At 73.1% G+C, this 14,329-nt stretch carries 11 protein-coding genes; 4 read left to right on the plus strand and 7 right to left on the minus strand.

Going from position 1 to position 14,329, the window contains the following annotated elements; all coding sequences use genetic code 11:
* Window positions 1-28: 28 nt before the first annotated feature.
* A complete protein-coding gene (locus tag ABTY61_RS33555; protein ID WP_350508919.1) occupies window positions 29-1,249 on the plus strand; it encodes a metal-dependent hydrolase family protein in 1,221 nt (406 codons plus the stop codon).
* 178 nt (window positions 1,250-1,427) lie between these two features.
* On the opposite strand, the gene ABTY61_RS33560 is transcribed toward ABTY61_RS33555, so the two are convergent.
* The 5 genes from ABTY61_RS33560 to mmuM all read right to left on the minus strand — a co-directional run bounded on the left by ABTY61_RS33560 (window position 1,428) and on the right by mmuM (window position 7,698).
* A complete protein-coding gene (locus tag ABTY61_RS33560) occupies window positions 1,428-3,023 on the minus strand; it encodes a glycerol-3-phosphate dehydrogenase/oxidase (protein ID WP_350508920.1) in 1,596 nt (531 codons plus the stop codon).
* 174 nt (window positions 3,024-3,197) lie between these two features.
* Complete coding sequence (glpK, locus tag ABTY61_RS33565) at window positions 3,198-4,718, minus strand: glycerol kinase GlpK (RefSeq protein WP_350508921.1); 1,521 nt, start codon at window positions 4,716-4,718, stop codon at window positions 3,198-3,200.
* A gap of 113 nt (window positions 4,719-4,831) precedes the next feature.
* Entirely contained in the window at window positions 4,832-5,539 is a 708-nt protein-coding gene (locus ABTY61_RS33570) for an MIP/aquaporin family protein (RefSeq protein ID WP_350508922.1), read from the minus strand.
* 300 nt (window positions 5,540-5,839) lie between these two features.
* Window positions 5,840-6,604 carry an IclR family transcriptional regulator gene (locus tag ABTY61_RS33575; RefSeq protein ID WP_350508923.1) on the minus strand — a complete coding sequence of 255 codons (765 nt, stop codon included), beginning with the start codon at window positions 6,602-6,604 and terminating at the stop codon, window positions 5,840-5,842.
* A gap of 149 nt (window positions 6,605-6,753) precedes the next feature.
* Entirely contained in the window at window positions 6,754-7,698 is a 945-nt protein-coding gene (mmuM, locus tag ABTY61_RS33580; protein ID WP_350508924.1) for a homocysteine S-methyltransferase, read from the minus strand.
* 161 nt (window positions 7,699-7,859) lie between these two features.
* On the opposite strand from mmuM, the gene ABTY61_RS33585 reads away from it, so the two are divergent.
* The 3 genes from ABTY61_RS33585 (at window position 7,860) to ABTY61_RS33595 (ending at window position 11,528) form a co-directional block, all read left to right on the plus strand.
* On the plus strand, window positions 7,860-8,810 hold the full coding sequence (locus tag ABTY61_RS33585) for an NUDIX hydrolase (RefSeq protein ID WP_350508925.1): 951 nt from the start codon (window positions 7,860-7,862) through the stop codon (window positions 8,808-8,810).
* Window positions 8,811-8,831: 21 nt separating this feature from the next.
* Window positions 8,832-9,380, plus strand: a complete 549-nt coding sequence (locus ABTY61_RS33590) for an NUDIX domain-containing protein (RefSeq protein ID WP_350508926.1) — start codon at window positions 8,832-8,834, stop codon at window positions 9,378-9,380.
* Window positions 9,381-9,509: 129 nt separating this feature from the next.
* On the plus strand, window positions 9,510-11,528 hold the full coding sequence (locus ABTY61_RS33595; RefSeq protein WP_350508927.1) for an acetoacetate--CoA ligase: 2,019 nt from the start codon (window positions 9,510-9,512) through the stop codon (window positions 11,526-11,528).
* An 85-nt stretch (window positions 11,529-11,613) separates the two neighbouring features.
* On the opposite strand, the gene ptsP is transcribed toward ABTY61_RS33595, so the two are convergent.
* Window positions 11,614-13,284, minus strand: a complete 1,671-nt coding sequence (ptsP, locus tag ABTY61_RS33600) for a phosphoenolpyruvate--protein phosphotransferase (RefSeq protein WP_350508928.1) — start codon at window positions 13,282-13,284, stop codon at window positions 11,614-11,616.
* A gap of 103 nt (window positions 13,285-13,387) precedes the next feature.
* Entirely contained in the window at window positions 13,388-13,837 is a 450-nt protein-coding gene (locus ABTY61_RS33605) for a PTS sugar transporter subunit IIA (protein WP_350508929.1), read from the minus strand.
* Window positions 13,838-14,329 lie beyond the last annotated feature (492 nt).

Genomic DNA, 14,329 nt, shown 5'->3' on the forward strand with positions numbered 1-14,329 from the left:
CGTACTGAACTGCGAAGGGCACTGAGCCATGCACCGCCTGCTGATCACCAACGCCCACCTCCTCCACCCCGAGGACGGCGCCCGCACCGAGCCCGGCTGGCTGGAGGCCGCCGACGGCCGGATCACCGCCACCGGCACCGGCCGCCCGCCGGCCGCCACCGACGGGGTCCGGATCCTCGACGCGCGGGGCGGCACCGTGCTGCCCGGCCTGATCGACGCCCACGTCCACCTGCTGGTCACCTCGCTCGACCTGCGCGACGTCGCGGACTGGACCCCCGGCTACGCCACCGTCCGCGCCCTCGCCGAGGCCGAACGCATGCTGCGCCGCGGCTTCACCACCGTCCGCGACGTCGGCGGCGCCGACCACGGCATGGCCCGCGCCCTGGCCGAGGGCCTCGTCCCCGGCCCCCGCCTGCTGCACGGCGGCAAGGCGTTCTCCCAGACCGGCGGCCACGGCGACCTGCGCCCGCTGGGCGACGACTCGCTGCCCTGCTGCGAGGCCCGCCCCCACTTCGGGCGGATCGCCGACGGCGTGGACGGGGTGCGCGCCGCCGCCCGGGACGAGTTCCGCAAGGGCGCCCGGCACCTCAAGGTGCTGCTCTCCGGTGGCGTCGCCTCCCCGCACGACGAGATCGCCGCGGTCCAGTACAGCGAGGAGGAGATCCGGGCGGCCGTCGAGGAGGCGGAGAACCACAACCGCTACGTCACCGTGCACGCCTACCACCCGCGGGCGATCGACCGCGCCCTGCGGGCCGGCGTGCGCTGCGTCGAGCACGGCAACCTGCTGGACGACACCACCGTCGCGCTGCTGCTGGAGAAGGATGCCTTCCTGGTCCCCACCCTGGTCGCCTACGAGCAGACCGCGAAGCTCGGCGCCGCCTCCGGCCTGCCGCCGGCCTCACTGGCCAAGCTCGCCGAGGTGCGCGACCGCGGCCTGGAGGCCCTGGAGCGCGCCCACCGCGCGGGCGTCAACCTGGTCTACGGCAGCGACCTGCTCGGCCCGCTGCACCACGCCCAGCTGGCGGAGTTCACCCTGCGTGCCCAGGTCCAGCCCGCCGCCGACGTGCTCCGCTCGGCCACCACCACCGCGGCCCGGCTGCTCGGGCTGGCGGGGGAGATCGGCACCCTCGCGCCGGGCGCGCACGCGGACCTGCTGGTCGTCGACGGCGACCCGCTGGCGGACCTCACCGTACTGACCCGCCCCGAGCGGCACCTCCGGCACGTGGTGAAGGCCGGCGCCGTCGTCTAGGTCCTGCCCAAACGGTCCTGCCCAAACGCCGGGCGGGCGCCCGGGGAAACCCCGAACGCCCGCCCGCCGTACCGCAGTTGCGTTCCTGCCTGGTCCCGCGCTTCGCGAGGCCGTGCTTACTTGGTCCCGCGCTTCGCGAGGCCGTGCTTACTTGGTCCCGCGCTTCGCGAGGCCGTGCTTACTTGGTCCCGCGCTTCGCGAGGAAGGCCTCGACCTCGTCCCGGATCTCCGGCGTGTCCAGCCCGCGCACCGTCATGGTGGTGCGGCGCCGCAGCACGTCGTCCGCGGTGTACGCCCACTCGTTCTCGGCCGCGTAGGCGACCTGCGCCCAGACGTCCGGGCCGTCCTCGTGGATCGGCCGGCCGAGTTCCGGGTTCTCGTCGATCATGCGGGCGATGTCGAAGGAGAGCGTGCCGTAGTGGCTGGCCAGGTGCTTGGCGACCAGCGGCTCCATCCGGGAGCCCGGCTCGCGGTCGATCAGCAGGCGGTGCGCGACGGCGTTCGGCGCGCCGACGCCCGGCAGCGGGACGGTCGGGGCGATCGGGGACATGTCCTCGGCGAGGCCGGTGCCGGGCACGTGGGCCAGCTTCTCCAGCACGGCGCGGCCGATGTGCCGGTACGTGGTCCACTTGCCGCCGGAGACCGACAGCATGCCGCCGCGGCCCTCGGTGACGACGGTCTCGCGCTTGGCGGCGGCGGTGTCGCCGGGGCCGCCGGGGAGCACGCGCAGGCCAGCGAAGGAGTAGGTGATCAGGTCGCGGTCGAGGTGCTCGTCGCGGATCGCGTGCGCGGCCTCGCCCATGATCTGGTCGATGTCCGCGTCGGTGGCCCGGACGTCCTTCGGGTCGCCGGTGTACTCCTCGTCGGTGGTGCCGAGGAGGACGTGGTCCTCCCACGGGATGGCGAAGGAGACGCGGTACTTGTCGATCGGGATGGTCAGCGCGGCGCGCCACGGCGAGCGGCGCTTGACGACGACGTGGGCGCCCTTGGAGAGGCGGATCGACGGCGCGGCGCCGGCGTCCTCCATCTTGCGCAGGTGGTCGACCCACGGGCCGGTGGCGTTGAGCACCAGGCGGGCGTTCACGCCGAACTCGCTGCCGTCCAGGCGGTCGCGCAGCTCGGCGCCGGTGACCCGGCTGCCCGTGAAGCGCAGGCCGGTGACCTCGGCGTGGTTGAGCACCACGGCGCCGGCGTCGACGGCGGCGCGCACGGTCATCACCGCGACGCGCGAGTCGTTCATCTGGTGGTCGCCGTAGACGGCCACCGAGCGCAGGCCCTCGGTGCGCAGCGCGGGCACCTGCTGGGCGGCGTGCGCGGCGGTGGAGACCCGGCCCATGCCGTCGCGGAAGGCGGACAGCGCGGAGTACAGGAACACGCCGGCGCCGAGCTTGGCCGCGCCGTGCGGGCCGCCCTTGTAGACCGGCACGAAGAAGGTCAGCGGGTTGACCAGGTGCGGGGCCACGTCGGTGGAGAGCGCGCGGCGCTCCTTGTGGTTCTCGGCGACCAGCTTGACCGCGCCGGTCTGCAGGTAGCGCAGACCGCCGTGGACGAGCTTGGAGGAGGCGCTGGAGGTGGCACCGGCGAAGTCGCCGGCGTCGACCATGGCGACCTTCAGGCCGGCCTGGGACGCGGTCCAGGCGACGGCCGTGCCGAGGATGCCGCCCCCGATCACCAGCAGGTCGTAGGTGGCCTTGCCGAGCAGTTCACGGGTCTCGGCGCGGGAGGCGGTGCGGCCGGCGGTGCGCTCGGCGCCCAGGGTCGGGATGGTTGCCATGGTGGTTGTGTACGGCGCGCTGTTCCGGCTGCGCCGTTACTCCTCTCGGGTGCGGTGCGGCCCCTGCTGGAGAGGCCGGTCGGCCCGGTGCGGCGGGCCGGTGAAACACGGTGTCGCCCGGTGCCGGAACAGCGGGCGGCCGACCGGGGCGCGGGGCCCCGGCCGGCTGGTCGGTCAGTTGGTCTCTTCCTCCTCCACCCAGCCCATGGTGCGCTCCACGGCCTTGAGCCACTTCTTGTACTCGCGCTCCCGGGTGGCCTCGTCCATGCGCGGGGTCCACTCGGCGGCGCGGTGCCAGTTGGCCCGCAGGGTGTCGAGGTCGTTCCAGAAGCCGACGGCGAGACCGGCCGCGTAGGCGGCGCCGAGGGCGGTGGTCTCGGCCACGTACGGGCGCTCGACCGGGGCGTTCAGGACGTCGGCGATGTTCTGCATGAGCAGGTTGTTGCTGGTCATGCCGCCGTCGACCTTGAGGGCGGTGAGCTCGACCCCGGAGTCCTTCTGCATGGCGTCGACGACCTCGCGGGTCTGCCAGGCGGTGGCCTCCAGGACGGCCCGGGCCAGGTGGCCCTTGGTGACGTACCGGGTCAGACCGGCGATCACACCGCGGGCGTCGGAGCGCCAGTACGGGGCGAACAGGCCGGAGAAGGCCGGGACGAAGTAGGCGCCGCCGTTGTCCTCGACGGTGTTGGCGAGGGTCTCGATCTCGGCGGCGGTGGAGATGATGCCGAGCTGGTCGCGCAGCCACTGGACGAGCGAGCCGGTGACGGCGATCGAGCCTTCCAGCGCGTACACCGGGGCCTGGTCGCCGATCCGGTAGCCGACCGTGGTGAGCAGGCCGTGGTACGAGTTGACGATCTTCTCGCCGGTGTTCAGCAGCAGGAAGGTGCCGGTGCCGTAGGTGGACTTGGCCTCGCCCTCGTTGAAGCAGGTCTGGCCGAACAGCGCGGCCTGCTGGTCGCCGAGCGCGGCGGCGACCGGGACGCCGGCCAGGTCGCCGACGGCCTCGCCGTAGACCTCGGCCGAGGAGCGGATCTCCGGGAGGACGGCCAGCGGCACGCCCATCGAGTCGGCGATCTTCTCGTCCCAGGCCAGGGTGTTCAGGTTCATCAGCATGGTGCGGCTGGCGTTGGTCACGTCGGTGACGTGCTTGCCGCCGTTCACACCGCCGGTGAGGTTCCAGATCACCCAGGTGTCCATGGTGCCGAACAGGATGTCGCCGGCCTCGGCGCGCTCGCGCAGGCCCTCGACGTTGTCCAGCAGCCAGCGGATCTTCGGGCCGGCGAAGTAGCTGGCCAGCGGGAGGCCGGTCTCGCGGCGGAAGCGGTCCTGGCCGACGTTGCGGCCCAGCTCGCGGCAGAGCGCCTCGGTGCGGGTGTCCTGCCACACCAGCGCGTTGTGCACCGGCTCACCGGTGTTCTTGTCCCACAGGACGGTGGTCTCGCGCTGGTTGGTGATGCCGATCGCGCGGATGTCGTCCTTGGTCAGGCCGGCCTTCTCCAGCGCACCGCGGACGACCGACTGCACCCGGGTCCAGATCTCGGCGGCGTCGTGCTCGACGTAGCCGGGCTGGGGGAAGATCTGCCGGTGCTCCTGCTGGTCGACGGAGACGATCCGGCCGTCGGCGCCGAAGATGATGCAGCGGCTGGAGGTGGTGCCCTGGTCGATCGCGGCGATGTAGTTGCCAGTGGAGGTCATGTGGAGGGTCCTCGGCTCAAGTTCGGGGGTTACGGGGTGGGTGGGCCTGACACGGACGTTCGGTACCCGTACGTCCGGTCAGTCCCCGTGCTCGGCGGTTTCCAACCGGGCCTTTAGAACAGGGCGTTGTACACGCCGCCGGCGGCGAGGCCGCCCAGGATCGGGCCGACGACCGGGATCCAGGCGTAGGACCAGTCGGAGCCGCCCTTGCCGGGGATCGGCAGGATGGAGTGCATGATGCGCGGGCCGAGGTCGCGGGCCGGGTTGATCGCGTAGCCGGTGGGGCCACCGAGGGAGAGGCCGATGCCGACCACGGTGAGGGCGACGATCACGGTGCCGCCGGCCTTGAGGTCCGGGTTGAGGGTGAGGATCGCCATGCAGAGCACGAAGGTGCCGATGACCTCGGTGATCACGTTCTGGAACGGGTTCCGGATCTCGGGCCCGGTCGAGAAGATGCCGAGGGTGGGCTCCTCGTTGGCCTGGAACTGGCCGAGGTAGGTGAGCCAGACGAGCGTGGCGCCGATCATCGCGCCGAGCATCTGGGAGCCGATGTAGAGCGGCACCTGGCTCCAGTCGCCGCTCTTGACCGCGAGCGCGATGGTGACGGCCGGGTTGAGGTGGGCACCGGACTTCGAAGCCGACATGTAGGCGGCGACCAGGACCGCGAAGCCCCAGCCGAAGGTGATCGCCAGCCAGCCGGCGTTGAAGGCCTTCGACTTCTTGAGCGTCACGGCGGCGCAGACGCCGCCGCCGAGGAGTATCAGGGCGGCGGTGCCGAGGGTTTCGCCGACGAAGACGTCGCCGTTGGAGAACGCGGACACAAAGACTCCCTTGTCATGGCCCGGAGGTGCGGGTGGGGGCAGGCGGCGGGTCGATCCCTGTGCGGGTGAGCGCATCGGGGGAGTGATCTTCCCGGCCGTCGTTCGACAATGTCGACCGTCATGCGGAAGCTTCCTCCGCAGGTCGCCCCCGCGTCAAGGCGGGGTTACGCAGCTGTGACCCTTGCCTCGGCGCATGCCCCGAAGTTACCCAGCGGAGCGCCCTGAATCGGGGCAAAACGCCAAGGCGCGGACAGGCTCACCGCCCGTCCGCGCCTCAGCGTGACGAATCGACCGCGTTGCTCAGAACCGCCCGGCGCCCAGGTCGCGGGAGATCGCCCGCGCCGCGCTGCGCACCGAGGCCACCAGCGAGGGCTTCACGAAGCCGTCCTCGCAGACCCGCTCCACCGGCCCGTTGATGCACACCGCGCCCACCGGGTTGCGCCGGCGGTCCTGGATCAGCGCGGCGATCGAGGCCACGCCCTCCCAGGTCTCCTCGATCGAGTCCGCCCAGCCGCGCTCGCGGATCAGCGCGCACTCGGCGTCCAGATCGCTCGCCCCGGTCAACGTCCGCACGGTGTACGACTCGTACGGCCCGTCGCCCAACTCCCCGCGCGCGACCGGGTCGTAGGCCACCAGTACCTTGCCGATCGCGGTGCTGTGCAGCGGCTGCATCGAACCGACCTCCAGCACTTGCCGGGTGTCGTCGGGCCGGAACACGTGGTGCACGATCAGCACGCCCTGCTGGTGCAGCACCCCCAGGTAGACGGTCTCGCCGGCCGCCCTGGCCAGGTCGTCCGCCCACACCAGTGCCCGCGCCCGCAGCTCGTGCACGTCCAGGTAGCTCTGCCCCAGCCGCAGCAGCTCGGCGCCCAGCTGGTACTTCCCGCTCTCCGGGTCCTGCTCGACGAACCCCTCCTGCTGCAGCGTGCGCAGGATGCCGTGCGCGGTGCCCTTGGCCAGGCCCAGCGCCGTCGCGACCTCGGACAGCCCCAGGCGGCGCTCGCCGCCGGCCAGCAGGCGCATGATCGCGGCGGCCCGGGAGAGCGACTGGATCGGGCCGGGCATGGATACCTCCGGGCGACAGGCGGTCGACATTGTCGACCGCAGTGGTGACGGGACGAGTCTGCCAGGCCGCCGTCCGTCCGTGCACCTTCCCCCTCGGTAACCCGCACTCAGCCGGGTGTTAACCTTCCGTCCCGCCGCCGGGACACGCCTCAGCTGTCCGCCCCGCTCAGCACCCCGCGCCGTACGGTCACCTCCGCCGCCAGCGCGGCGATCCCGTCGGTGCCCACCCGGCAGCAGCCGCCGACCAGCCGGGCGCCGTCCGCCAGCCAGCCGCCCACCCGGGCGGAGCGGAAGGTCGACTCCCCGCGCCAGTCCCGGCGGTCCGGGTCCCACCGCTCCCCGCTGTTCGGGTAGACCACCACCGGCTTCCCGGTCACCTCGGCGGCCACCGCCACCGCCAGGTCCGCGTCCTGCGGGGTGCAGCAGTTGACGCCCACCGCCAGCACCTCGTCCGCCTCGGCGGCCAGCGCGAACGCCTCGGCCAGCGGCTGCCCGGCCCTGGTCCGGCCGTCCGCCACGCTGTACGACAGCCAGGCCGGCACCCCCAGACCGCGCACCAGCTCCAGCAGCGCCCGGGCCTCGTCCGCGTCCGGCACCGTCTCCAGCGCCAGCACGTCCGGCCGGGCCGCCGCCAGCACCTCCAGCCGCGGCCGGTGGAACGCCACCAGCTCCGCGTGGTCCAGCCCGTACCGGCCGCGGTACTCCGAACCGTCCGCCAGCACCGCCCCGTACGGGCCGACCGAGGCCGCCACCCAGCGCCGCCGCCCGCCCGGCTCGGCCCGCGCCGCCTCCCTGGCCAGCTCCACGCTGCTCGCCAGCAGCCGGGCCGCCGCCGCGTGCCCCACCCCGCGCCGGGCGAAGCCCTCGAAGCTCGCCTGGTAGCTCGCCGTGATCGCGACCTCGGCCCCGGCCGCGAAGTACGCCCGGTGCGCCGCCACCACCGCCTCCGGGTCGTCCGCGAGCAACCGCGCCGACCACAGCGCGTCCGACAGGTCGTGCCCGGCGGAGGCCAACTGGTTGGACATCCCGCCGTCCAGGACCAGCGGGCCGGCCGCCAGCGCGGCGGCGAAGTCCGGCGGGGCAGCAGTGGGCATCTCGGCCTCCTCGGGCGCGGTCGTTCCTGGTCACAGCCTAGAAGCCGGAGACCTCCGACGACCGGGAAAACCGTTTGCCGCCGGGGAACGAAGTCGTTACGTTGTGCTCATCCCGAGAACGACAGCACCAAGTGCCCCAGGGGCGCGGAGAGGAGCCGGCGATGGCAGCGGACGACGCGTCCCCCCAGCCCGCCGCCGGGCCCACGGCCGAGCAGCAGTGGCTCGCCGCGTACGACCCGCGCGCCTACGCCCCGATCGCCGTCACCGTCGACGTGGTGGCACTGACACTGCGGCACGGCCGACTGCACGTGCTCCTGGTCGAACGCGGCGCCCCGCCCTACCAGGGCTGCTGGGCGCTGCCCGGCGGCTTCCTGCGAGCGGGGGAGGAGGGCCTCGACGAGGCCGCCGCCCGCGAACTCGCCGAGGAGACGGGCCTGCAGGGCGTCTCCGAGGCCGAGGCCGCGCTCTGCCGCCTGCACCTCGAACAACTCGGCACCTACGGCGCCCCCGAGCGGGATCCGCGGATGCACGTCGTCTCCGTCGCCTACCTGGCCTTCGCCCCGGACCTGCCCGACCCGCAGGCCGGAACGGACGCCGCGGCCGCCGCCTGGCACCCGGTGGCCGACCTCGACCCGGCCCCGCGGTCCCTCGACCGCGCCCCAGCCGCCGGTGTGCCCGCCGACACCCACGGGGGTGGCGTCGACGGGCACACCGGCCCCCGGCCGGTCGCACCGCACCCGATCCGGCTGGCCTTCGACCACGCCCGCATCCTGGCCGACGGCCTCGACCGGGTGCGCGCCAAACTGGAGTACAGCCCGCTCGCCACCGCCTTCCTGCCCCACGACTTCACCATCCCCGACCTCCGCGCCGTCTACGAGGCCGTCTGGGACGAGAAGCTCCACCCCGGCAACTTCCACCGCAAGGTCCTCTCCGTCCCCGGCTTCGTCGAGAGCACCGGCTCCACCACCGAGCGCGGCGGCGCCCGCGGCGGCCCCCGCGCCCGCACCTACCACGCGGGCGACGCCCAGCTGCTGCACCCCGCGCTGCTCCGCCCGGCCCGCGAGGACGGCCAGGGCCTCGAAGCACCCGGCACCGACGACCGGCCCCGCTGAGCACCGGGCTACCATCCGCCCATGACCACCGACGAAGCGACCCGCACCGCCCACCGGCCGTTCTCCCACTGCCACTTCTGCGGCACGCCGTACCCGCCCGGCACCGAGGGCTGGCCCCGCACCTGCCCCGGCTGCGCCGAGATCGGCTACCGCAACCCGCTGCCCGTCGCCGTCACCGTCCTCCCCGTCACCCGCCCCGACGCCGACCCGGCCCTGGTCGTCATCCGCCGCACCATCGAACCCGGCTACGGCGAACTCGCCTTCCCCGGCGGCTACATGGACTACGGCGAGAGCTGGCAGCAGGCCTGCGTGCGCGAACTCGCCGAGGAGACCGGCATCCTGGCCGACGCCTCCGACGTCCGCCTGATCCACACCGCCTCCGACCCCAACGGCCGCTTCGTGATGCTCTGCGGACTGCTCCCCGCCCGCCCGCTCGCCGAGCTCCCGCCCTCGCTCCCCACCGACGAGACCGAGGGCTGGCTGCTCGCCACGGCCGACACCGCGCTCGTCTGGGACTTCCACAACGGCATCCTGCGCCGCTGGTTCGACGGCGAGTTCACCCCCCGCTGAGCGGCCCCGGCACCACCCGCCGACCCTGGCGCAGCGGCCGCTCGCATGGCATGGTCTGCACCGACAGCCCAACCGGACGGGTTGGCCACGAGCTCACCCGTCCCGACCACCGGCCGGGAGACCACCACCGTGAGCACCCCTTCCCAGGACCAGCCGCTCTGGCGCCCCAACCCCGCTCGCGCCGCCGCCACCAGTCTGGTCGCCTTCCAGGCCTGGGCCGCCGAACACCACGGCGCCCCGGCCGCCCCGCTCGCCCCGGCCGCCGACGACCAGCAGGCCGCCCAGCGCTACGCGGACCTGCACGCCTGGTCCACCGCTGACCTCGACCGCTTCTGGACGGCGGTGACGCAGTGGTTCGACGTCCGCTTCACCGAAGCCCCCGAGGCCGTCCTCGCCGACCGGGCGATGCCCGGCGCCCGCTGGTTCCCCGGCGCCCGCCTCAACTACGCCGAGCACGCCCTGCGCGCCGCGGAAGACCCCGGGAACGCCGACCGCCCGGCGATCCTCCACCTGGACGAGACCACCGAGCAGCCGGCCGTCCTCACCTGGTCCGAGCTGCGCCGCCAGGTCGGCTCCCTGGCCGCCGCCCTGCGCGCCCGCGGCGTCGGACCCGGCGACCGGGTCAGCGCCTACCTGCCCAACATCCCGCAGGCCGCCGTCGCCCTGCTCGCCACCGCCGCCGTCGGCGCCGTCTGGACCAGCTGCGCCCCCGACTTCGGCGCCCGCAGCGTCCTCGACCGCCTCCAGCAGATCGAACCCGCGGTCCTCTTCGCCGTCGACGGCTACCACTACGGCGGCAAGGACCACGACCGCACCGAGGTCGTCGCCGAGCTGCGCCGCGAACTCCCGAGCCTGCACACCGTGGTGCACGTCCCGCTGCTCGGCGCCCCGGCCCCCGAGGGCGCCCTCCAGTGGGACGACCTGGTCGCCGACGACGTGGAGCCGGTGTTCGAGCCCGTCCCCTTCGACCACCCGCTCTGGGTCCTCTACTCCTCCGGCACCACCGGCCTGCCGAAGGCCATCGTCCAGAGCCAGGGCGGCATCCTGCTCGAACACCTCAAGCAGGCCGGCCTCCACCTCGACCTCGGCCCCCAGGACCGCTTCCTCTGGTACACCTCCACCGGCTGGATGATGTGGAACTTCCTGCTGGCCGGCCTCCTGGTCGGGGCCACGATCGTCACCTATGACGGCAGCCCGGGCCACCCCGACACCGGCGCCCTGTGGTCCGTCGCCGCCCGCACCGGCGCCACCGTGCTCGGCACCTCCGCCGCGTACGTCATCGCCAGCCGCAAGGCCGAGCTCCACCCCGGCCGCGAACTCGACCTCTCCGCCGTCCGCTGCATCGGCACCACCGGCTCCCCGCTGCCGCCCGACGGCTTCCGCTGGATCTACGACGAGGTCAAGCAGGACGTCTGGCTCGCCTCGGTCAGCGGCGGCACCGACGTCTGCTCGTGCTTCGTCGGCGGCGTCCCCACCCTGCCGGTGTACCTCGGCGAGATCCAGGCCCCCTGCCTGGGCGCCGCCGTCGAGTCCTGGGACGTCCAGGGCCACCCGCACACCGACACCGTCGGCGAGCTCGTCGTCACCGAGCCCATCCCGTCGATGCCCACCGGTTTCTGGAACGACCCCGAGGGAACCCGGTACCACGACAGCTACTTCGACACCTACCCCGGCATCTGGCGCCACGGCGACTGGATCACCGTCACCTCCCGGGGCACCGTCGTCATCCACGGCCGCTCCGACTCCACCCTCAACCGCCAGGGCGTCCGGATGGGCTCCTCGGACATCTACGAGGTGGTCGAGCGCCTCCCCGAGATCGCCGAATCCCTGGTCATCGGCCTGGAGGAGCCCGACGGCGGCTACTGGATGCCGCTGTTCGTCGTCCTCGCCCGCGACGCCGAACTCGACCAGGACCTCATCGGCCGCATCCGCACCACGCTGCGCACCGAGCTCTCCCCGCGCCACGTCCCGGACGAGGTGATCGCCGTCCGCGGCCTGCCGCACACCCTCACGGGCAAGCGCATCGAGGTCCCGGTCAAGCGGATCCTCTCCGGCACCCCGCTGGAGCAGGCCGTCAACCCCGGCTCCGTCGACAACCTCGACCACCTGCGCTTCTTCGAGCGGCTCCGGGTCGACCGCCAGGCCTGACCGGCCCGGGAACGCCGAAAGGGGCGCTCCCCACCGGGTGTGGTGGGGGCGCCCCTTCGGCGGCTACCGGTCTCCTACTCGTCTACTACTCGCCGGAGAGCACCTGCTGGGCGGCGGCCCGCGCCTCCTCGGCGCTGTCCGCGGCCCGGGCGGCCTCGGCCGCCCGGCGGCACTGCGCCAGCGTGTACTTCGCCAGGGTGCTCCGCACGTACGGGATCGAGGCCGAGCCCATGGAGAGGCTGGTGACGCCCAGACCGGTCAGCACCACGGCCAGCAGCGGGTCCGAGGCCGCCTCGCCGCAGACGCCGCAGCTCTTGCCGACCGCCTGCGCCGCCTCGGCGGCCGAGGCGACCAGGTCCAGCAGAGCGGGCTGCCACGGGTCCTGCAGCCGGGCCAGCGCACCGACCTGGCGGTCGGCGGCGAAGGTGTACTGGGCGAGGTCGTTGGTCCCCAGCGAGAGGAACTCGACCTCCTGGAGGATCGACCGGGCGCGCAGCGCGGCCGACGGGATCTCCACCATCGCACCGAACTTGGCGTCCAGGCCGGCCTCGCGGCACGCGGCCGCGAAGTCCGCGGCGTCCTTGCGGTCGGCCACCATCGGGGCCATCACCTCGAGGTGCACCGGCAGGCCCTCGGCCGCCGTGGCCAGCGCCCGCAGCTGGGTGCGCAGCACCTCCGGGTGCTCCAGCAGGGTGCGCAGACCGCGCACGCCCAGCGCCGGGTTCGGCTCGTCGGCCGGGGTCAGGAAGTCCAGCGGCTTGTCGGCGCCCGCGTCCAGCACCCGGACCACGACCCGGCCCTCCGGGAAGGCTTCCAGCACCTTGCGGTACGCCTCGACCTGCTTCTCCTCGGAGGGAGCCTTCGCCGAGTCGTCCAGGAACAGGAACTCGGTACGGAACAGGCCGACGCCCTCCGCTCCGTTCTCCAGCGCGGCCGGCACGTCCGCCGGGCCGCCGACGTTGGCCAGCAGCGGCACCCGGTGCCCGTCCGAGGTCTGCCCCGGGCCGGAGGAGGCGGCCAGCGCGGCCTTGCGCTCGGCGGCGACCGCCCGCAGCTCGTCCTGCTTCTCCTGCGAGGGGTCCAGCAGCACGTCGCCCGAGCTGCCGTCCACCGCGACGACCGTGCCCTCGGCGACATCCGTCGCCCCCGGCAGCGCGACCACGGCCGGCACGCCCATGGCCCGCGCCAGGATGGCGCTGTGGCTGGTCGGCCCGCCCTCCTCGGTCACGAAGCCGAGCACCAGCGTCGGGTCCAGCAGCGCGGTGTCGGCCGGCGCGAGGTCCCGTGCGAACAGCACGTACGGCTCGTCGCTGTCCGGCACCCCCGGCATCGGCACGCCCAGCAGGCGCGCCACGATTCGGTTCCGCACGTCGTCCAGGTCGGCGACGCGCCCGGCCAGGTACTCCCCGGCGGAGGCCAGCAGCGCACGGTACGCCGCGAAGGCGTCGTACACGCCGCGCTCGGCACTGCTGCCGACGGCGATCCGGCGGGACACGTCGGCCATCAGCTCGGGGTCCTGCGCCATCAGCGCCTGGGCCTCCAGCACGGCCTGCGCCTCGCCGCCGGCCAGATTGCCGCGTGCGATCAGGTCGGCGGCGACGGCCTCGACGGCCGCCTGGGCGCGAGCCTGCTCGCGCGGGGCGTCCTCGGTCGGGATCTGGGTGGTCGGGGGCTCCAGCACCGCCGTGCCCATGTGCCGCACCTGGCCGATCGCGACCCCGTGGCTGACACCCACGCCGCGCAGTGTCTTCTCCATGTACCTATATCTCCGCTGAGAGGAGCGGCCCCGCCGGGAACCGCTGAGTGCCGGGTCGCCCCGTCAACTCCTGCGGGGCGGGTGTGTGTCGGTGGTTGAGGGGTCAGCTCCAGCTGAACAGCTCGTCGCCCGCCTGGACCTTGCCGGACTCGACCAGGCCACCCAGCGAGTCGGGAGTGGCCTCCAGCGCCACGATCGGCGAGATCGGCGACTTGCCCGCAGCCTCGACCGCAGCCGGGTCCCACCGGATGACGGCCTGACCGCGGGTCACCGTGTCGCCCTTGTTGACGAGCAGCTCGAAGCCCTCGCCGTTCAGCTGCACCGTGTCGATCCCGAGGTGGGTCAGCACACCGTGCCCGTCCGCGTCCACCACCACGAAGGCGTGCGGGTGCATGGAGACGACGACGCCGTCCACCGGAGCGACCGCCTCGGTGGGCTCACGAACCGGGTCGATCGCGGTGCCCGGGCCGACCATCGCACCCGAGAACACCGGATCCGGCACGCCGGCGAGCCCGACGACCTGCCCGGTCAGCGGCGACGTCACAGTGGTCATGGTTGTGCCTCCCAAGTGCGCATTTCAGCGAGCGGCCGCGAGGTGCGGCACACGATCAACTGAAGCCTAAATCATGTCAACTTCGGACATCTGTCGACATTCCTGGGCGAAGACCCACGCCCCCGCCCGTCTACCGACCGGCGTCACATCGACTCGCGACTGGTCTAGTCCTCTTGGTCGATGCGCCGCACTCTACAGGCATCTTGGCGAATCAGGACCATTGCTGTATATGCTCGCGAGAGCAACAAATCATGCCGCCACCCGGGTGACCCCGAGCGCGCCTCGATTCGCACTCCGGCTGGCGACCCGCTATGGTTGGCCGAGTCGCCGCAACTCGGCGGTTAACACCAGATTTCAGATGCGGAAAGCCCCGGTAAACGGAGCGGAAAACATCTGGTAAGCTGGAAACACGAAAGAACGAAGCGCCCGGAGGGCCCGCTGGAAGGCGGTCCGAAGGAAGCGTCCGTTCCTTGAGAACTCAACAGCGTGCCA

Source organism: Kitasatospora sp. NPDC096128, assembly GCF_040303105.1.
Taxonomy (GTDB): Bacteria; Actinomycetota; Actinomycetes; order Streptomycetales; family Streptomycetaceae; genus Kitasatospora.